Genomic DNA, 17,939 nt, shown 5'->3' on the forward strand with positions numbered 1-17,939 from the left:
CGGCCAGCAGTCAGTTGGATCAGGGGCTGTCCGGTGTTCGTGGTCCGTTTTGCAGACTGATTTCAACCCGGCGGTTGGCCTTTCGATTCGCCGCTGACGTGTTGGGCAGCAGGGGATGGAATTCCGATTTTCCCTGGATGACCAGCCGCTGCGGAGAAACACCGTGCAAGGCCAGGTGTTTGGCCACGCTGGCGGCCCTGGCGGCGGACAATTCCCAGTTGGAGGGAAAGACGGCGGTGCGAATGGCAAGGTCATCGGTATGGCCGGAGACGATGACCTGATGATGCCTCAGGGGTGCAATCAACTCGGCGAGCCGTTTCAGGACCGACTGCGAATCGGCCAGGAGCATCGCGTCACCGGCATTGAACGTGATGCGTTCGCTCAGGACAAACACGGGCTGTTTCCGGTCCCACCGCACATAAAAATCATTGTTGAAGCTGCCTTCCAGGCGATCCACCATGTCCCTGTTCAGGGGAGCGGTCGGCGTCACCGTTGCCGGGGTCCGGGCACCCGGGACCGATGAGGCCTCAACGGACGGCCCGGCGGCTGGTAAAGGGGCTGACGCCCGGACGGCGGCTGGAGGCAGACGAACGGTATCGGCGGTGGACCGTGGTGCGGCTGTCGTTCCGGCGGGTTCCGATTCCCCGGCGGCGCGATCGGGCCGATGGATGGCATTGGCGTAAAGCAGCACAAAAAATACGAGCAGGAGGGTCATCAGGTCGGCCAGGCTCCACAAAAAGGCATCGTCTTCGGCGGATCCCCCTTGCGCCGGCAAGCTGACAGGGCCATGGAAACCACCGTCCCCGGATGGGTGAAAGCGCCATTGGGCCAACGGGCCGCCATTATCGACCGGCATCTATTTAACCATTTCCTGTTGCCCGGCGGACCGGCCCCGGATATGCCATCGAAACCGCTGTGGCCGGCTCGTCGACGGCATCCTGGATAAATCGGCGTCGGCATACGATTTGAGATGGTGAGCGATTTCCAGGGGCGGCCGCTTGTCGCAAACAGCCACCAGGCCGTCGAAAATGACATTGAGCATCATGGTCTCCCGTCTGATGGTTTCGGCAACCCTGCCGGCGAGGGGAAGAAACAGAAAATTGGCGAAGAGCAGCCCGTAGAAGGTGGTCAGCAGGGCCGCCGCCATCCCCTGACCGATCTGTTCGGAACTGCCGATGTGGTTCAACACATTGATCAACCCGATGATCGTACCCACAAATCCAAACACCGGCGCCAGCCTGGCGAGCCGGCTGACCACGTTAAACTGAATCTGCAGGTGATCCAGATACAGGTTGATCTCTTTTTTCAGGGCCATCTCGACCCGCTGGCGATCGTGGTTGTCAAGAATCATCTGAAAACCGCGGCGCAACACCGGATGCCCCACCGTGTCGATTTTCCGGTTCATCTCCCATAGGCCGGCGACCCGCTTGAGGCGCGCCAGGGCGACGATCTGTTGGACCAGGTCCTCAAGGTTCCGGGACCGCGGCTTCAGGCTGCCGCGCAGACTGGATAAAAACCCACCCGGGGTATGAACCGGAAATGTCAGCAAACCGCCGACAATCGTACCCAAAAGCACCAACGCCCCGCTTTTGAAATTGACCATGAGCGGGATATCTCCCATGATATTGCGGGCAAACAGGAAAAAAACCGCTGTCCCGACCAGCAAAACACCCTTCCTGATCACGAAATTAGCCCTCCAGCTGGTGGCGTTGCCACCGGTTAGGTTTAACTGCATCGATTCTGCTTCCATCCAAGCAGTTTTTATGCCATGACACAGGATGGCCGGTCTCGGGGGAGCCAACGCCTTGCTTGCGGGGAAGTGCCCCTTGTGACTCCGGGAAAAACCGGCCGGGGACGGCAATCCATTCCGGTAAAAAGGGAAGCGCCATGAACGACCGACGCAAAGAAGGCTCGATGGGCCGGGGCTTTCTTTTCCATAACAAGGCAAACGACAAAGGCATGCGCAGATGGGAAACCCGCTGCCCCGCATGCCGCGCTGCCGGAGGCAGGACGTGTCGACATGATCAACCCTGAAACCCTGGCCATCACCTGCGGCCTCTGCAGCGCCGTGGCCTGGGGAGCGGGAGATTTTGCCGGTGGCTTTGCCTCCCGGCGGGGCAATGCACTCACCGTGGTTCTCTTCTCCCAGTTGATCGGCGGCATCCTGCTGTTCTGCCTGGCCACGGCCTTTGCCCGCAGCCTGCCGCCCGCCGGTCATCTGGTATCCGGAGGACTGGCCGGCATCTTCGGCGTCCTGGGTCTGACCGGACTTTACAGCGGGCTCGCCCGGGGGCGCATGGGACTGGTTGCGCCGCTGTCCGCGGTGGTGACCGCCGTGGTGCCCATGACCTTTTCATTTTTTGTGGAGGGCTTACCCGGCGGGTTTCGGCTGACCGGTTTTGCCGTCGCCATGGCGGCGGTGTGGTTTCTGTCTTCTCCGGGAGGCAAATCCAGAATCGCACCGGGGGAACTTCGCCTCTCCCTGCTGGCCGGTTTGGGGTTCGGCCTGTTTTTCATCTTCATGGACCACGCCAGCAGCCAGGCGGTGCTGTGGCCCCTGGTGGCCGCCCGGGCGGCGGCGATCGTGGTGATGGCCGTCCTCCTGGCCGTCACCCGGCAGCTGGCCGCGCCGCCCCGGGGCCAGTTCACCTTTATCGCCCTGGCCGGCATCCTGGATACGGCGGGCAACGCCGCCTTCGGCATGGCCGCCCATCTCGGGCGGCTGGACATTGCCGCCATTCTGGCATCTCTCTATCCCGCCTCAACGGTCCTGCTGGCCTGGCTGGTGTTTCGGGAGCGGCTGGGCCGGCGGCAGTGGTTCGGCGTGGCTACCGCTGCGGTGGCCCTGGTGTTGATCGCACTGTAGTGTATCGCCGGAAACGGCATCTTGCGGCCCAGGCCGGCGTTCTTCCGGCGATAAAATACTTCAACCGTCCGCCATTCCGGCGAAGGCCGGAATCCAGCCGCGCCGCCAACCGTTGGCCGGTTTAAACACCGATGAAACGTTCTGTCAGGAAAGTCGCCACAGGCCCGGCCTGACCGACACCGGGATCGGTTTGACAAGCGAATGTCCAATATCCAGCAAGGAACCGCAGAATGATGAAGGAGGGGATGGTGTCGTTTATCATTGATATCGTGAAACGATACCCTCCCTGGTTATTCGCAGGTTAATAAGGACCCGGCCTGCCCCCTCGTATCTGTCCGGAAAGGGTAGATTGTGGCTCAGGCCAAGGCCGCAGGGATTTTGGAACCGCAGGCGTAGCAGCGCTACGTCGAGGATTGCAAAATCACGAGAACGCCGGCCCGGGCCGCAAGATGCCCTTTCTGGACAGATACGTTAGCCATGGAGGGCCTTGCCGCCGGCCTTGAGCGCCGCCTCCAGCATGATCTCCGCCAGGGTGGGGTGGGCGTGGATGGTGCCGGCGATATCCGCGACCCCCAGACCGCTGGACACCGCCAGGGCCCCCTCCCCCAGCAAATCCGTGGCGTGCGGCCCGATAATATGGACACCCAGCAACCGGCCGCTGCCGGCATCGGAAACGATGCTGGCCTGGCCGGCCAGCTCTCCGAGGACCTGCGCCTTTCCGAGGGATCGGAACAAAACCGTATCGGTGCGGGCATCGATGCCCCGGTCCCGGGCCTGGGCGTCGGTGAGCCCCACACAGGCCACTTCCGGCATGGTGAAGATGGCCCCGGGCACTGCCGTGTAATCCATGGCCCGGTCCCCGCCCATGGCGTTTTCCGCTGCCAGCATGGCTTCGGTGGACGCCACGTGGGCCAGCATCACCCGCTCCGGGCCCAGCACATCACCGATGGCATATACCCCGGAAACGCCGGTCTGCAGGCGATCGTCCACCGGGATCCATCCTTTGGCGTCCGTCTCCAGGCCAATGGTGGACAACCCGATGTCTTTCGTATTGGGCGACCGGCCGATGCACACCAGCGCCTTCTCCACCGACACCGTTACCGGAGCCTTGTCCTTCTCTTTTAAATGTGAAGCAAACGGCGAGGGGCCGACGGTGACCTTCAGATCGCTGCCGGTCCGCACGATCGATTCCACCACCCGGTTGACGTAGAACTTGATCCTGCGCTTTTTCATCTCCCGTTCGAGCACCTTGGAACAACCGGCATCCACAGACGGCAGGGGCAGCATGCGGTCCAGGGCCTCCACCACGGTCACCCTGGCGCCCAGGGCCGACAGGATGCAGGCAAACTCGCAGCCGATCACGCCGCCACCCACAATAAGGATCGATTCGGGTACCGTTTCAATCCCCAGGATATGGTTGCTGGACAAAATCCGTTGGCCGTCAAAGGGAAAGGCCGGCACGGAAAAAGGTTGCGAGCCGGTGGCAATGATCAACCGATCCCATTCCCAGGCCTTCACCTGGCCGTCTTCACCGACGGCGGAAACCCTGCCCGGCCCATCGACGCGGGCCCTGCCGCGAACCAGGGCAATCCTGTGGTGGGCCAGCAGGCCTTCGATCCCCTTGATCTGTGCCGACACCACCTTTTCCTTGCGAATCATGAGTTTTTCCATGTCCGGCAGGGCGCGCCCCTCGCTCCGGATGCCGAACGCCTCGGCCTGATGAAATTTTTCCAGCAGCTCGGCGGTGACCTTCATGATTTTAGAGGGAATGCACCCCCAGTTCAGGCAGGTGCCGCCGACCTGCTCTTTTTCCACGACCGTCACGTCAGCACCCAGCTGTGCAGCCCGAACCGCGGCCACATATCCTCCCGGGCCGGCGCCCAGAATCGTTACCCGTATCGCCATAGGACCGTTCCTCCTTCTCCGGCAGGCACCATGTTGCTCTGAATCGAAACCGCAAGCAGGCCCGCCATGGAAATTGTGTGTTTTATCCGACCCCATTTAATGTATTTATCATCTTTTTTACAACTAATTTTTGAAGAATTCATCAATTTTTCAAAAAATGTTTGACAGATTCATCATCCTTATTTAGCATGATTTAATCATTATCATAATCATGAAAGATGCCCGATGAAAATAGACGCGTTGAATATTTCCATCATCCGCCATCTGCAGGAAGGCCGCAAGTCTTATAAGGTCATCGCCGGGGATCTCGGCGTATCGGAGAATACCGTCCGGTCACGGGTCAGCAAGCTGGAAGACGAGGGCGTACTGGAAATCGTGGGCCTGGTGGACCCGGAAGCGGTCCCCCGGCACCGGGTCGTTATGGTGGGCGTCAAGCTGACGACCATGGACCTGGTCAAGAAAGGGGAAGAGTTCAGCCGTGCCCGCGGGGTAGTATCGGTAAGCGTGGTCACCGGGCGATTCGACCTGATTCTCGTGGTGCTGCTCAAAGAGGGCTTCGGCCTGCTGGAATTCTATACCGAAGAAGTCTCCCGCCTGGAAGGGGTTCAATCGGTGGAAACCTTCGTGGTCTACAAAAGCTACAACTTGAAAATACCTTACATTTTCTAGGATCATCCATTCGAAGCGGATTCGAATGACATGCTTTTCTCGTGATTAAACTTAACCGGCAAGGAGAAATGCATCATGGACACTCCGATCAAACGGACACCACTGAACAACTGGCACAGGGAGAACGGCGCCAACATGGCAGACTTCGGCGGCTATGACATGCCCCTGTGGTATGCCTCGGTAAAAGATGAGCACCTGGCCGTACTGACCGGTGCCGGTGTGTTTGACACCAGTCACATGCCCGCCGTCAACGTCACCGGACCGGGTGCCGCCGACCTGCTTCAGCACTGTTTCACCAATGACCTGGAGGCCTGCATGGGACCGTCCAGGACACCGCTCATACCGGGGCGATGCGTATATGGCGCCTTTCTGGACGAAAAGGGGCATACCATCGATGACGCCATCATTTTTTTTCTGGAAGCGGACAGCTACATGGTGGTGGTCAACGCCGGCATGGGCGGCGCGGTCGCCGGCCATTTGCGGCAGCATCTCGGTGGACGGGATGCCACGGTCGTGGACATGACCGACCGGCTTGGCAAAATGGACATCCAGGGGCCGGCGGCCGCCAGAATCCTCGGCCGGGTCCTGGCCGATCCGCAGGCGGTGTTTGCCGGCATGCCCTACTTCTCCTTCAAGGGGCACCATGACAACGCCTCCCCCCTGGCAGATGCCGTGCGCCTGGACGACGGCACCCCCATCCTGCTGTCGCGCACCGGGTACACCGGTGAATTCGGCTTCGAGATCTTCCTGGCCCCCGACCGGATCCGGCACCTGTGGGAACGTCTTCTGGCTGCCGGTGAATCCGACGGTATCCGGCCCTGCGGCCTGGCAGCCCGGGACAGCCTGCGTGCCGGTGCCGTGCTGCCCCTTTCCCACCAGGATATCGGCCACTGGCCGTTCATCAACCACCCCTGGCCCTTCGCCCTGCCCTTTACCGCCGACCAGGCCGGGTTCACCAAAGACTTCATCGGACGGGCCGCCCTGGAAAACCCGACGGTGGTCGCCTTCACCCAGGCCTTTGCAGGCAAGGATCTGCGTAAAATATCGGCCGGGGAAGGCTCCCGGGTGGTCGATGCCGATGGCCAGACGATCGGCACCGTGCTGACCTGCGCCACGGACATGGGCATCGGGCGTCACGATGGCCGGATATTCAGCATCGCCAGCCCGGATAAACCGGAAGGCTTTTCCCCCAGGGGGCTTTGCTGCGGGTTTGTGCGGGTCGACCGCAAGCTGTCGGTTGGCCAGCAGGTCGACATTGCGGACAGCCGCCGTAAAATCACCGTCACCATCGTGGCGGATGTACGACCCGACCGCACCGCCCGCAAAACCATGGCCGACATGATCTAATCGCGGACACGGTGCCGCGTATCCTATACAAAAAAACAATTACAGGGAGGGAAAAAATGAAAGCGATCAACGAACTGAATCTGCCGGACGATGTACGATACACCGATGACCACGAGTGGGCCAGGAAAAACGGCGATGTGATCCGCATCGGCATTTCCGACTACGCCCAGGATCAGCTGGGAGACATCGTCTTCGTGGAACTGCCCGAAACGGGCAGCACTTTTGACAAAGGCGAAGAATTCGGCACCGTGGAATCGGTCAAAGCCGTATCCGAGCTTTACATGCCCATGGGCGGAGAAGTCGTGGCCATCAACGAGGCCCTTGCCGACCAGCCCGAGCTGGTGAACAGCGACCCCTACGATGGGGGCTGGATGATTGAGATCCAAGCCAGCGACCCCGGCGAACTGGATGCCATGAAATCCAAGGCCGACTACCTTGAGATGCTGAAAGGATAAACAATCATGAGATATCTGCCCCATACCGAAGAAGACATCCAGCAGATGCTTCAGGTGGTGGGTGCGACGGATCTGGAGGCACTATTTTCCAGCATTCCCGACGACTGCCGCCGGAAGGACGAAATGAACCTGCCCGAGCCCCTCACCGAGTGGGAACTCAACGGGCACATGGACTGCATGGCCGCCAGCATGGGCGCCCCCCCCTTCTACAAGGTGTTCATGGGCGCCGGCAGCTACCATCATTATATCCCCGAAATCACCCGTCAGCTGCTGCTGCGCAGCGAGTTCTTCACCGCCTACACCCCCTACCAGCCGGAAATCAGCCAGGGCACCCTGCAGACCATCTACGAATACCAGACCCTGGTCTGCCGCCTGCTGGGCATGGACGTGGCCAATGCCTCCATGTATGACGGCGCCTCCGGGCTGGCCGAGGCCCTGCTGATGACCATCCGGGCCACGCGGCGCAAAAAAGTGGCCGTCTCACGCGCCGTGCACCCCATGTACCGAAAGGTGGTGGAAACCTATTTCGCACCCACCGGATTCGAGGTGGTCGAGCTGCCCGTGGGCGCCGACGGCCGCACCGACCTTTCCGGTCTGTCCGACCTGGGTGAGCTGGCCGGTGTCGCCCTGCAGAGCCCCAACTTTTTCGGCTGCATCGAAGACCTGGAGACGGCCGGCAAGGTCATCCACGCCGACAAGAAGACCCTGTTCGTAACCGCATTCAGTGAACCGCTGGCCTATGGCCTGCTCAAAAGCCCCGGCGCCTGCGGGGCGGACATCGCCTGCGGCGAGGGCCAGAGTTTCGGTATCCCCCAGAGCTTCGGCGGGCCCGGCCTGGGCATGTTTGCCGCCAATCAGAAATATGTGCGCACCATGCCCGGACGCCTGATCGGCAAAACCACCGACCGCGACGGCAAAACCGGTTTCGTGCTGACCCTGGCCACCCGCGAGCAGCACATTCGCCGCGAAAAAGCGACGTCCAACATCTGCTCCAACCAGGGGCTGTGTGCCACCGCCGCCACCATGTACATGGCATCGCTGGGCGGTACGGGCATCCGCGAACTCTCCCGGCTCAACCGCGACCGGGCCGAGTATCTCAAAGCCTCTCTGGCCAAGGCCGGCCATACGTCACCGTTCAGCGCGCCCACCTTCAACGAGTTCGTGGTGCGCTTCCCCGACGGATTTGCCGACACCTGGCAGGCCCTGCTGGAAAAAAAGATCGTCGCCGGGCTTCACCTGGCACCTTATTACCCGGAACTGTCCGACTGCTGGCTGATGTGCGTGACCGAAACCATCTCTAAAACGGCGATCGATGCATTGGTAAAGGAGGTGGCCAAATGAAAGACCAGATTAAAGATAAGATGGGAACCACCGGTCTGATCTTCAACGAACCCCTGCTCTGGGAAAAAGGATCCCCGGGCCGCAAGGGACTGTCACTGCCCCGCCGCGACGTGGAGGAAGCGCCGCTGGACGACGCCCTGGCCGGTGATGGTCCGGATTTTCCGGATCTCTCCGAACTGGATGTGGTGCGCCACTTCACCAAGCTTTCCCAGTGGAATTTCGGCGTTGACAGCGGCATGTACCCGCTGGGCTCCTGCACCATGAAATACAACCCCAAGACCAATGAACGCCAGGCGTCCATTCCCGGATTCGCCGGCGCCCATCCCCTGCTGCCGGAAAGCCTCTCCCAGGGCGCCCTGGAGCTGATGCATGACCTGCAGGGCTATCTGGGCGAGATCACCGGCCTGCCAGCGGTGACCCTCCAGCCGGCTGCCGGCTCCCAGGGCGAACTGACCGGCATGCTGATCTTCGCCGCCTACCACAAAAACAAGGGCCAGCAGCGCACCAAGGTGCTGATCCCCGACACGGCACATGGCACCAACCCGGCCAGCGCCGCCCTGTGCGGCTTCAAGGCCGTTGGCGTCAAATCCGGCCCGGAGGGAATTCTGCTGCCCGAATCGGTGGCCGAACTCATGGACGAGGATACTGCCGGCATCATGATCACCAACCCCAACACCCTGGGGCTGTTCGAGGACAACATCCGTCAGGTGGCCGACATCGTTCACCAGAAGGGCGGCCTGGTCTACGGCGACGGCGCCAACATGAACGCGGCCATGGGCATCGTCAACTTCGGCGACATCGGTGTGGACGTCATGCATCTGAACCTGCATAAAACGATGTCCACCCCCCACGGCGGCGGCGGTCCGGGCGCCGGACCGGTTTGCGTCACCCCGGAGCTGGACCCCTTCCTGCCGGTACCCCGGGTGGTCAAAGACGGCAAGGTCTACCGCCTGGTCGAGGACTATCCCCTCTCCGTGGGCAAGGTGCACGCCTTTTACGGCAATTTCAGCATCCTGCTGCGTGCCTACAGCTACATTCTGAGCCTGGGAAAGGACCTCAAGACGGCCAGTCAATACGCGGTGCTCAATGCCAACTACATCAAGGAAAAACTAAAAAGCCACTACCACCTGCCCTATGACCGGCCCTGCATGCACGAATGTGTTTTTACCGACAAGCACCAGCAGGAACACCATGTGGCCACCCTGGATATCGCCAAGCGCCTGATGGATCACGGATTCCATCCGCCCACGATCTACTTCCCCCTGGTGGTCAGCGGCGCCATCATGATCGAACCCACCGAATCCGAATCCAAGGAGACGCTGGACCAGTTCATCGACGCCATGGGGCAGATCGCCCGGGAGGCCTTAGAATGCCCCGAATGCCTGCACGAATCGCCCCAGTTCCCCAAGGTGCGGCGACTGGATGAAACGGCAGCGGCGAGGAATCCCTGCCTGAAGGGCTGAAACCAACCATACCAGGGGCGGCCAACCGGCCGCCCTTGCCTTTTCCTCTCCAGGATCGTAAAACGGTCGCCATGGAATTTGAAAATCGACAAAACAGGCCGCCAGCCTGCTGGTGGATTGATCTGCCGGAAACCGAATACGGAAAGGCCCTGAACATTCAGCTGGCCATCCTGAACGCCAAGATCACCGGCCGCCTGGAGGCCGACGTCGTCCTGTGCATCGAACATCCCCGGGTCTTTACCCTGGGGCGGCGCGGCGGCCGGGAAAACCTTTGCGTCCGCGATTCATTCCTGGCCCGAAAGGGCGTTGCCGTGATACCCACGGACCGGGGGGGCGACATCACCTACCACGGGCCGGGACAGCTGGTGGTCTACCCGATCATCCACCTGAGCCGCCGCCGCCTGAAGGTGGTGGAATTCGTTTCCGGCCTGGAGCAGGCCATGATTCGCACCGCCGGCCGCTGGCGAATCGATGCCGGCACCGACCCGGCCAACCGCGGTGTCTGGCTGAAGGGCGACAAACTGGGCAGCGTGGGCATCACCATCCGGCGCGGCGTCAGTTTCCACGGGCTGGCGCTTAACGTCAACACGGACATGGAACCGTTCGGCTGGATCAACCCCTGCGGCCTGGACCAGGTCCGCATGACCTCTATCGAGCGCCATCTCGGCCACCCGGTGCCCATGGCCGAGGCCCGGCAGGCGATGGCCGCCCACATGGCGCAGGTTTTCGGCATGACCTTGACAACACGGTCGGCAGAACAACTATACGAAGAGATCGAATTTTGGAATTATTAGGATTCAAGGGTTCGAGGATTCAAGGGAAATGCTCAAGAACTAAAAAAAACTGAGGGTTTGGCAGAAATCCTTTGAGTTCTGTTTGAGAATTTACCGGATAGCTGGAAAATTCACCAAAGAAGAGAGATCCGGCCTGATAAGATCCTTGGTCAACCGTCACTCGCCCCCTTGACCCCTGGAATCCTTGAACCCTTTTTTTGAAAGAAGCCCTATCATGACCCCACCCAACCCCATCCGCACCGGCAAACCGTCCTGGCTGAGAAGAAAACTGCCGTCCGGTCCCGAGTATGAAAAAATCAGGGCCATGATCGGCAAGGGCCAGCTCCACACGGTCTGCCAGGAGGCCAACTGCCCCAACCAGTTCGAATGTTTTTCCGCCCGCACGGCCACCTTCCTGATCCTCGGCGCCACCTGCACCCGCAACTGCCGCTTCTGCAACATCGACGGCGGCCAGCCGGGCCCGCCGGACCCGGATGAACCCAGGCGCGTGGCCGACGCGGCAGCCGACATGGGTCTGCGATACGTGGTAGTCACCTCGGTAACCCGGGATGACCTGGAAGACGGCGGCGCCGGCCATTTTGCCGCAACCATCGAGACCCTGCGCGCAACAATCCCCGGTGTGCAGGTGGAAGTGCTCATCCCGGATTTTCAGGGAGACCGGTCGGCACTGGAAACGGTATTGAGCGCCCGCCCCGATGTGCTCAATCACAACACGGAAACCGTCCGGCGCCTATATTCGGAAGTGCGGCCACAGGCCGACTACCGCCGGTCCCTGGAGCTTCTGGCCCGCGTCGGTGAGATCGCGCCCGCCATCCCGGCAAAATCCGGCATCATGCTGGGCCTGGGAGAAACCGAAGCGGAAGTCCGGCAGACCATCGCGGACATCCATCGCACCGGCTGCCGCATGCTCACCATCGGCCAGTATCTTCAGCCCACCCCCCGGCACCTGCCGGTGGTTGACTTCATCCCCCCGGAGGAATTCGATCGATGGCGTCGGCTGGCCCTGGACATCGGTTTCAAAAAAGTGGCCTCCGGTCCGTTTGTGAGAAGCTCCTACCATGCCGGGGAGATGTTTACAGGATCCGAAAAATGAGTTCTGGATAAAAATGGATTATTTTCTCTGCGTTATCGGCATGGTGATGATCATCGAAGGGGTTCCCTATTTCGCGGCACCGGACCGGATGAAGGGCTGGATGGCAAAAATCATGGAAATGGCGCCGGCATCCCTGCGCCGGTTCGGGCTGGTGATGATGGCAGCCGGCCTGTTCCTGGTATATCTGGGACGATCCTGAAGCGGCGGCCGACAGATTTGAACAACCGGTGCCGCCGGTCCGGCGAACCGCGTGTTCATCCATTCTTGTACAGGTAGAAAAATCTCATCACTTTCTTCACGTAGGCTTCGGTTTCCGGTATGGGCGGAATGCCCCGGTGGGTGTCCACTGCCCGGGGGCCGGCGTTGTAAGCCGCCAGGGCCAGGGGCACCTGCCCGTCGAACCGCTGGATCAAGGTCTTTAAATAACGGGCACCGCCCATGATGTTCTGCCAGGGGTCAAAGGGATCGGAAACCCGGAAGGCTTTCAGGTTCCCCGGCATGATCTGCATGAGCCCCAGGGCCCCTTTTTTGGAAACCGCTTTGGGGTCAAATGCCGATTCGGCGCGGATCACGGCTTTGATCAGGGGGAAATCGACACCGTGAAGGCTGGCGGCCTCGTCGATGTACCGGTCCCACCGGTTGGCGTCCATCCCGGTTCCCTGTCGCCTGGGGCGTTCCTTGACATAGACCTTGTAATCACTCGTCGTGGGGACATTGGTGAAATGCATGACGCCGTCGCTGTCGATATACATATAGATATCGGCAGCCGCCGGCAATGCCAGCATCACCACCAGAAAAATGGCGATCCATGTGCTGCGCTGCAGGATCAGAAAGAATCGAAACGTTTTTCGCATGAAACCTCGGCCGTCAATGGAAATGCAGTTTTTTTCACCCGCGCTCCGTTTCCGGTGGTATCGGCACAACTTGTGGATTTGTAAAGTTTTTTCTTCCTGTTGGCAAGAAAAAAAGGCTCGGGCCGAAGCGGCGCCCCCACGGAGCTTGACACTTCTTTGGTTTCCGCATATAGACCGGTTCAACTTTCACGTCTGCCCCACGTTATCCCGATTCCCAAAGGAGGTGTTATGCCCGCGCACGAGTCCGCCACCGATTACGCATTCCGTCCCAAAGACAGCCTGGTGGGCGCCCAGATGTTGTTTGTCGCCTTCGGCGCCCTGGTGCTGGTCCCCCTGCTCACCGGTCTGAACCCCAACGTCGCCCTGTTCACCGCCGGTGCGGGCACCCTGATTTTCCAATTGATCACCAAACGGATGGTGCCTATTTTTCTGGCCTCGTCTTTTGCGTTTATTGCGCCGATCATCCATGGCGTCAACACCTGGGGCATTCCCGGCACCATGTGCGGCCTGGCGGCCGCCGGTCTGCTGTACGTGGTGCTGAGCCTGTGCATCAAAACCTTCGGCGCCGGTTTCCTGCACCGGCTGCTGCCGCCCGTGGTCGTGGGCCCGGTGATCATGGTCATCGGACTGGTGCTGGCACCGGTGGCGGTGCACATGGCCATGGGCCGCACGGGTGACGGCGCCGCCTGGCTGGTTCCCCAGGGTGCGGCCATGATCGTGGCCGGCACGGCGCTTCTGGTCACCGTCCTGACCTCCCTGCTGGGAAAAGGCTGGTTTCGCCTGATCCCCATCCTCATCGGCATCGGTGCCGGCTACGCGGCGGCCCTGCTGCTCGACATCACCGGCATCTCCGGCGCCATGCAGGCCGGATTCGATCCCGGTGCGCTGAAAAACTACACCGGCCCCGCCCTGATCAGTTTCCAGCCCCTGATGGACGCCCCCTGGTTTGCCGTTCCGGATTTTGTGTTTCCCGAATGGAACCTGCAGGCCATCTTTTTCATCGTTCCGGTGGCGATTGCCCCGGCCATCGAGCATTTCGGCGACATCCTGGCCATCGGCAGCGTCACCGGCAAGGATTTCGTCAAGAAGCCGGGCATCCACCGGACCATGATGGGCGACGGCATCGCCACCTCTTTTGCATCCCTTTTGGGCGGGCCGCCCAACACCACCTACAGCGAGGTAACCGGTGCGGTCACCCTGACCCGCATGTTCAACCCCGGCATCATGACCTGGGCCGCCATTTTCGCCATCGCCCTGGCCTTTATCGGAAAAATGGGCGCCCTGCTGCAGACCATCCCGGTACCGGTGATGGGCGGGATCATGCTGCTGCTGTTCGGCGCCATCACCGTCATCGGCCTCAACACCCTGGTGAAGGCCGGCGAGGATCTCACGGAATCCCGCAACCTGACCATCGTGGCCCTGATCCTGGTCTGCGGCATCGGCGGTATGGTGATCTCCTTCGGCAAATTCACCCTGGGCGGCATCGGCCTGTCCGGAATCCTGGGTGTCGTGCTGAACCTGGTGTTGCCGGGCAAAAAGGAGGGCTGATCCGCCAGCCCGGTTGATCGTGAATGGCCAACGCCCCTTCCGACTCCCTGCGGAAGGGGCGTTTGTATCTTTTTACAGGGGGTTGACAGCCGGGGACCGGCATCGGATTATTTTCCAAGGTGGGTGCGCCCGCAACCGATCAGAGGCATCCCCCTTTCCGCAAACCGGAGTCTGCCATGGACAGAGACACCATCTACCGCAGCCCCCAAACGCCCGTGCCGCCATTTGAATTCAACCGGGAGGTTGCAGATGTGTTCGACGATATGATCCACCGCTCGGTGCCCATGTATGCCGAAATCATCCGCAGGCAGGCCCAGTTGATCGAAGGGTCCTGCCGCCCCGGGTCGCGCCTGTACGATTTAGGATGCTCCACCGGCAACCTCGCCCTGGCCCTGTGCGAGCGAATGCCTCCCGGCAGCTTCCAGATGACGGCCGTGGACAGCTCGGTGCCGATGCTGGACATATTCCAAAAACGCCTGGAAGCCGCCGGCCGGTCCGATGACGTCACACCGGTCTGCCGGGATGTTCGCCGGGTGGACATGCTGCCGGCCAGTGCGGTGGTGGTGAATTTCACCTTGCAGTTCATTCCACCGCCGGACCGGGATGCCCTGCTTCAACGCATTTACCATGCCCTCGAGCCCGGCGGCAGGCTTCTTTTCTCGGAGAAAATCATCCACCCGAACCCGGGGTTGTCGGAGCTGCAGGTGGGCTATTACTACCGGTTCAAACGGGAAAACGGCTATTCCGAGATGGAAATCAGCCAGAAGCGCGAGGCCCTGGAGAACGTCCTCGTTCCGGAAACATTGGATGCGCATCATGACCGGCTGCACCGCTGCGGGTTTTCCGGCATTGACGTCTGGCTCAAATGGTTCAACTTCTGCTCCTGGATCTGCATCAAATGAACCGGCTGGATGCCCTCACCCACGACCCGGTCGTCGGCCCCTATGCGGCTGAATTGACGGAAGCGGTCAGCCGTCGGAACCAGGCGATCTTGCGCACCGATAAAAAGGGGCTTGCCCTGGCGCGCGTCCTGGAAAGCCTGCCCGACGTGGCACCCTCCTCGACCGATGCGAACCGGGCGCGAATCCGCATCGGCACCGCCGGGGATCTGAACAGGGACCAGATCGCGTCCCTTCATACGGCCCTGCGCCACCTGAAACCCTGGCGCAAGGGGCCTTTCGATTTTTTCGGCATACCGCTGGACAGCGAGTGGGACAGTTCCATCAAATGGGATCGGCTGGCCGGCCATCTGGGCCCGCTGGCCGGCAAGCGGGTGCTGGATATCGGCGCCAGCTGCGGCTACTACCTGTTCCGATTGGCGGCCCGGGAGCCTGAATTGATCCTGGGCATCGAACCCTACCTGAATTTTTTCTTCCAGTTCCTGGCGCTGGCACGCTACCTGCCCTGCCCTCAGGTGCACTGCCTGCCCTTAAAACTGGAAGAACTGCCGGCCATGCGGCGCTGCTTCGACACGGTGCTGTGCATGGGGATCCTCTATCACCGGCGATCGCCCCTGGATACGCTGCGGCAGGTTCACCGGATGATGGTGCCCGGCGGACAGCTGGTGCTGGAAACGCTGATCCTGGAAGGCCGGCGAGCGCTGGCGCTGTTCCCGGAAAAGCGCTATGCCAAGATGAACAATGTCTTTTTTATCCCCACCGTCGCCTGCCTGACCCACTGGCTGAAGCGGTCCGGCTTCGACGGCATTCGCTGCGTGGACATCTCACCGACCACCCTGGCGGAACAACGCAAAACCGACTGGATCGACACGGAAAGCCTGGCGGACTTCCTTGATCCCGACGATCCTGAAAAAACGGTGGAAGGCTATCCCGCGCCGGTCCGCGCCATGGTCCTGGCCACTGCCCGTCCCAGATAGCCCCGCCGGCATCACGGCCCGGGAGGTGAGGGGCACGCCGGTTCAGGCCGGCGCCATCTTCTTCAACGCATCCGATATGATGGCATGCACCCTGTCCGACAACGCCTCCACCGACAGGTCATTGAACTGCTCAGGGGGGATGGGGTCCAGGATGCGGATGACCATCTGCTGGCGGCCGTGGAAATTGAGGCTGTGTTTGGGCAGGGCGGCATTGGTGCCGCTGATCACCACCGGCAGAATGGGCACCGCCATCTTTTTCGCAAGGATGAACGCCCCCGGCCTGAACGGCTTCATCGCCCCCGTTTTAGACCGGGTGCCCTCGGGGAAAATGAAAATCGAATTGCCCCGGGAAAGTGCGCGTTCACAGTCGGCAAACATCTGGGCCACCCCCGCCTTGTCCCCCCGCTTGAGCCGGATGTAGCGGTTCAGCCACATGTTCCAGCCGATGAAGGGCAGCTTGAACACCTCAGCCTTGGACACCCACTTGAAAGGGATAAACAATCGAAAAGCCACCAGAATATCCAGCTGGGACTGGTGGTTGGAAACAATTACGTAGTTGCGCCGCCAGGCCTCCCGCCGCCGGCCGCCAACCTGAACGCACCAGGCGGGCATGGCCCACAGATAGAGGGATGCCCAGAAGGAGCTGAACAGGTGAAGAAGAATCAACCGGCGGTCCACCGGTACGGTGAGGATCCATATCAGCAGGGCAACCGTGAAAAAAACGGCGGAGGTCAGTCCGAGAAATACCAGGAAGGCGGCGGCAATGAGTCGGTTCAGCATATGGGGCAACTCCGGCAGGGATGCGATGGTCCGGATTGGCTGTCGATTAACGGGTGATACCGGACACGAACCCATGGCAGAAACGGTGATGCGGCAAGGACTCAGTTACGCCTGAATGGTTCCGATCGTTTTTTCTCTCATGTTTTTCCGGGGGTTGTCCGATAACCAAGCATGCCGTATAACATAATCGATTCTTTCTCAAGCGATTAAACCGGCAGCCGTATAGGGACGGCAGCCATTATTTATCTGACAAGGAGAAATGTTTCCATGGACGATCGGTACACCGTTATTTTTGAAGGCAGAATCATGCCCGGAAAAACCGCGGGAATGGTCAAGGAGCGATTGAAATCCGCGCTCAAGACCGACGAGCGGGGGATTGCCAGGCTGTTTACCGGCAGCCCCGTGGCCGTCCGCAAAAACACGGACCTGGCAACCGCTGAAAAATACAGGCAGGTCTTTTCCGCTGCCGGCGCCTTTTGCGATGTCAGAAAAGAAGCGGCCGCCGACACCCAGGCCCCGCCATCGCCGGCGGCCGGATTGACAGCCGCGGAGGGGGCCGCCGGAGCGCCCGTGCAACGAACCGTTCCCGAGGTAAAAGTTCACCATATAACGACATCAGATGGAGGCAAAATGATCACCACCAACATTGAAACGGTTCCGGGTAAAACCGTGGTCGAACATTTCGGACTGGTTTCCGGCAGCACCATCCGGGCCAAGCACATCGGCCGCGATTTTATGGCCAGCCTGAAAAACCTCGTGGGCGGAGAACTCAAAGGCTACACCCAGCTGCTCCAGGAGTCCCGGCAGCAGGCCATGGACCGAATGGTCGAAGAAGCCCGGCTGATGGGCGCCAACGCCATTGTCAACGTTCGTTTTTCCACCTCTTCCGTGGCCCAGGGCGCGGCGGAGCTATATGCTTACGGAACCGCTGTCCGGGTGGAATAGGAG

Annotated in this window: 18 protein-coding genes; 13 read left to right on the plus strand and 5 right to left on the minus strand. The window is 60.8% G+C overall.

Going from position 1 to position 17,939, the window contains the following annotated elements:
- Window positions 1-19: 19 nt before the first annotated feature.
- Window positions 20-856: an OmpA family protein gene (locus DSCA_RS16965; protein WP_155317553.1), complete on the minus strand. Its 837-nt coding sequence runs from the start codon at window positions 854-856 to the stop codon at window positions 20-22.
- Window positions 857-1,735 (minus strand): motility protein A, encoded by an 879-nt coding sequence (locus tag DSCA_RS16970; protein WP_167527826.1) that lies wholly within the window; start codon window positions 1,733-1,735, stop codon window positions 857-859.
- 285 nt (window positions 1,736-2,020) lie between these two features.
- On the opposite strand from DSCA_RS16970, the gene DSCA_RS16975 reads away from it, so the two are divergent.
- Window positions 2,021-2,866 (plus strand): DMT family transporter, encoded by an 846-nt coding sequence (locus DSCA_RS16975; RefSeq protein WP_155317555.1) that lies wholly within the window; start codon window positions 2,021-2,023, stop codon window positions 2,864-2,866.
- Window positions 2,867-3,337: 471 nt separating this feature from the next.
- Here the strand turns inward: DSCA_RS16975 and lpdA are convergent, their stop codons facing one another.
- On the minus strand, window positions 3,338-4,771 hold the full coding sequence (gene lpdA / locus DSCA_RS16980) for a dihydrolipoyl dehydrogenase (RefSeq protein ID WP_155317556.1): 1,434 nt from the start codon (window positions 4,769-4,771) through the stop codon (window positions 3,338-3,340).
- Window positions 4,772-4,996: 225 nt separating this feature from the next.
- Between lpdA and DSCA_RS16985 the strand changes: the two genes are divergently transcribed.
- The 8 genes from DSCA_RS16985 to DSCA_RS17025 all read left to right on the plus strand — a co-directional run bounded on the left by DSCA_RS16985 (window position 4,997) and on the right by DSCA_RS17025 (window position 12,132).
- Window positions 4,997-5,440, plus strand: coding sequence for an Lrp/AsnC family transcriptional regulator (locus DSCA_RS16985; RefSeq protein ID WP_155317557.1), 444 nt, complete (start codon window positions 4,997-4,999; stop codon window positions 5,438-5,440).
- Window positions 5,441-5,515: 75 nt separating this feature from the next.
- Window positions 5,516-6,787 (plus strand): aminomethyltransferase family protein, encoded by a 1,272-nt coding sequence (locus DSCA_RS16990; protein ID WP_155317558.1) that lies wholly within the window; start codon window positions 5,516-5,518, stop codon window positions 6,785-6,787.
- Window positions 6,788-6,843: 56 nt separating this feature from the next.
- Window positions 6,844-7,242 carry a glycine cleavage system protein GcvH gene (gene gcvH / locus DSCA_RS16995; protein ID WP_155317559.1) on the plus strand — a complete coding sequence of 133 codons (399 nt, stop codon included), beginning with the start codon at window positions 6,844-6,846 and terminating at the stop codon, window positions 7,240-7,242.
- Between the two features lie 6 nt (window positions 7,243-7,248).
- Window positions 7,249-8,583, plus strand: coding sequence for an aminomethyl-transferring glycine dehydrogenase subunit GcvPA (gene gcvPA, locus DSCA_RS17000; RefSeq protein ID WP_174783992.1), 1,335 nt, complete (start codon window positions 7,249-7,251; stop codon window positions 8,581-8,583).
- The gene (gcvPB, locus tag DSCA_RS17005; RefSeq protein ID WP_155317561.1) at window positions 8,580-10,046 is read left to right on the plus strand and encodes an aminomethyl-transferring glycine dehydrogenase subunit GcvPB; all 1,467 of its coding nucleotides are present in this window, start codon (window positions 8,580-8,582) and stop codon (window positions 10,044-10,046) included. Before gcvPA ends, gcvPB begins: the two co-directional genes overlap by 4 nt.
- Before the next feature lie 71 nt (window positions 10,047-10,117).
- Window positions 10,118-10,840 carry a lipoyl(octanoyl) transferase LipB gene (gene lipB, locus DSCA_RS17010; RefSeq protein WP_155317562.1) on the plus strand — a complete coding sequence of 241 codons (723 nt, stop codon included), beginning with the start codon at window positions 10,118-10,120 and terminating at the stop codon, window positions 10,838-10,840.
- 214 nt (window positions 10,841-11,054) lie between these two features.
- Window positions 11,055-11,933, plus strand: a complete 879-nt coding sequence (gene lipA, locus DSCA_RS17020; protein ID WP_155317563.1) for a lipoyl synthase — start codon at window positions 11,055-11,057, stop codon at window positions 11,931-11,933.
- Window positions 11,934-11,946: 13 nt separating this feature from the next.
- Window positions 11,947-12,132 carry a DUF2065 domain-containing protein gene (locus tag DSCA_RS17025; RefSeq protein WP_155317564.1) on the plus strand — a complete coding sequence of 62 codons (186 nt, stop codon included), beginning with the start codon at window positions 11,947-11,949 and terminating at the stop codon, window positions 12,130-12,132.
- Between the two features lie 55 nt (window positions 12,133-12,187).
- Here the strand turns inward: DSCA_RS17025 and DSCA_RS17030 are convergent, their stop codons facing one another.
- A complete protein-coding gene (locus DSCA_RS17030; RefSeq protein ID WP_155317565.1) occupies window positions 12,188-12,787 on the minus strand; it encodes a lytic transglycosylase domain-containing protein in 600 nt (199 codons plus the stop codon).
- Between the two features lie 228 nt (window positions 12,788-13,015).
- On the opposite strand from DSCA_RS17030, the gene DSCA_RS17035 reads away from it, so the two are divergent.
- The 3 genes from DSCA_RS17035 to cmoB all read left to right on the plus strand — a co-directional run bounded on the left by DSCA_RS17035 (window position 13,016) and on the right by cmoB (window position 16,211).
- Window positions 13,016-14,335: a uracil-xanthine permease family protein gene (locus DSCA_RS17035; RefSeq protein ID WP_155317566.1), complete on the plus strand. Its 1,320-nt coding sequence runs from the start codon at window positions 13,016-13,018 to the stop codon at window positions 14,333-14,335.
- A gap of 176 nt (window positions 14,336-14,511) precedes the next feature.
- On the plus strand, window positions 14,512-15,237 hold the full coding sequence (cmoA, locus tag DSCA_RS17040) for a carboxy-S-adenosyl-L-methionine synthase CmoA (RefSeq protein ID WP_155317567.1): 726 nt from the start codon (window positions 14,512-14,514) through the stop codon (window positions 15,235-15,237).
- Complete coding sequence (gene cmoB, locus DSCA_RS17045; protein WP_155317568.1) at window positions 15,234-16,211, plus strand: tRNA 5-methoxyuridine(34)/uridine 5-oxyacetic acid(34) synthase CmoB; 978 nt, start codon at window positions 15,234-15,236, stop codon at window positions 16,209-16,211. The genes cmoA and cmoB overlap by 4 nt, the downstream gene beginning before the upstream one ends.
- A 42-nt stretch (window positions 16,212-16,253) precedes the next feature.
- Here the strand turns inward: cmoB and DSCA_RS17050 are convergent, their stop codons facing one another.
- Window positions 16,254-16,991, minus strand: coding sequence for a lysophospholipid acyltransferase family protein (locus DSCA_RS17050; RefSeq protein ID WP_155317569.1), 738 nt, complete (start codon window positions 16,989-16,991; stop codon window positions 16,254-16,256).
- 267 nt (window positions 16,992-17,258) lie between these two features.
- On the opposite strand from DSCA_RS17050, the gene DSCA_RS32605 reads away from it, so the two are divergent.
- Window positions 17,259-17,936 carry a YbjQ family protein gene (locus DSCA_RS32605; RefSeq protein WP_231716202.1) on the plus strand — a complete coding sequence of 226 codons (678 nt, stop codon included), beginning with the start codon at window positions 17,259-17,261 and terminating at the stop codon, window positions 17,934-17,936.
- The last annotated feature ends 3 nt before the right edge of the window (window positions 17,937-17,939 follow it).

It is taken from the genome of Desulfosarcina alkanivorans, from assembly GCF_009688945.1.
Lineage (GTDB): Bacteria > Desulfobacterota > Desulfobacteria > Desulfobacterales > Desulfosarcinaceae > Desulfosarcina > Desulfosarcina alkanivorans.

What these genes read in the sequence shown, in the direction of transcription:
- DSCA_RS17025 (WP_155317564.1), top strand. Translation starts at nt 11,947, where the DNA reads ATGGATTATTTTCTCTGCGTTATCGGCATGGTGATGATCATCGAAGGG.
- DSCA_RS17050 (WP_155317569.1), bottom strand. Translation starts at nt 16,991, where the DNA reads ATGCTGAACCGACTCATTGCCGCCGCCTTCCTGGTATTTCTCGGACTG.
- DSCA_RS17035 (WP_155317566.1), top strand. Translation starts at nt 13,016, where the DNA reads ATGCCCGCGCACGAGTCCGCCACCGATTACGCATTCCGTCCCAAAGAC.
- DSCA_RS17030 (WP_155317565.1), bottom strand. Translation starts at nt 12,787, where the DNA reads ATGCGAAAAACGTTTCGATTCTTTCTGATCCTGCAGCGCAGCACATGG.
- cmoB (WP_155317568.1), top strand. Translation starts at nt 15,234, where the DNA reads ATGAACCGGCTGGATGCCCTCACCCACGACCCGGTCGTCGGCCCCTAT.
- gcvH (WP_155317559.1), top strand. Translation starts at nt 6,844, where the DNA reads ATGAAAGCGATCAACGAACTGAATCTGCCGGACGATGTACGATACACC.
- gcvPB (WP_155317561.1), top strand. Translation starts at nt 8,580, where the DNA reads ATGAAAGACCAGATTAAAGATAAGATGGGAACCACCGGTCTGATCTTC.
- DSCA_RS16990 (WP_155317558.1), top strand. Translation starts at nt 5,516, where the DNA reads ATGGACACTCCGATCAAACGGACACCACTGAACAACTGGCACAGGGAG.
- lipA (WP_155317563.1), top strand. Translation starts at nt 11,055, where the DNA reads ATGACCCCACCCAACCCCATCCGCACCGGCAAACCGTCCTGGCTGAGA.
- cmoA (WP_155317567.1), top strand. Translation starts at nt 14,512, where the DNA reads ATGGACAGAGACACCATCTACCGCAGCCCCCAAACGCCCGTGCCGCCA.
- DSCA_RS32605 (WP_231716202.1), top strand. Translation starts at nt 17,259, where the DNA reads ATGGACGATCGGTACACCGTTATTTTTGAAGGCAGAATCATGCCCGGA.
- DSCA_RS16970 (WP_167527826.1), bottom strand. Translation starts at nt 1,735, where the DNA reads ATGCAGTTAAACCTAACCGGTGGCAACGCCACCAGCTGGAGGGCTAAT.
- DSCA_RS16975 (WP_155317555.1), top strand. Translation starts at nt 2,021, where the DNA reads ATGATCAACCCTGAAACCCTGGCCATCACCTGCGGCCTCTGCAGCGCC.
- DSCA_RS16985 (WP_155317557.1), top strand. Translation starts at nt 4,997, where the DNA reads ATGAAAATAGACGCGTTGAATATTTCCATCATCCGCCATCTGCAGGAA.
- gcvPA (WP_174783992.1), top strand. Translation starts at nt 7,249, where the DNA reads ATGAGATATCTGCCCCATACCGAAGAAGACATCCAGCAGATGCTTCAG.
- lpdA (WP_155317556.1), bottom strand. Translation starts at nt 4,771, where the DNA reads ATGGCGATACGGGTAACGATTCTGGGCGCCGGCCCGGGAGGATATGTG.
- lipB (WP_155317562.1), top strand. Translation starts at nt 10,118, where the DNA reads ATGGAATTTGAAAATCGACAAAACAGGCCGCCAGCCTGCTGGTGGATT.
- DSCA_RS16965 (WP_155317553.1), bottom strand. Translation starts at nt 856, where the DNA reads ATGCCGGTCGATAATGGCGGCCCGTTGGCCCAATGGCGCTTTCACCCA.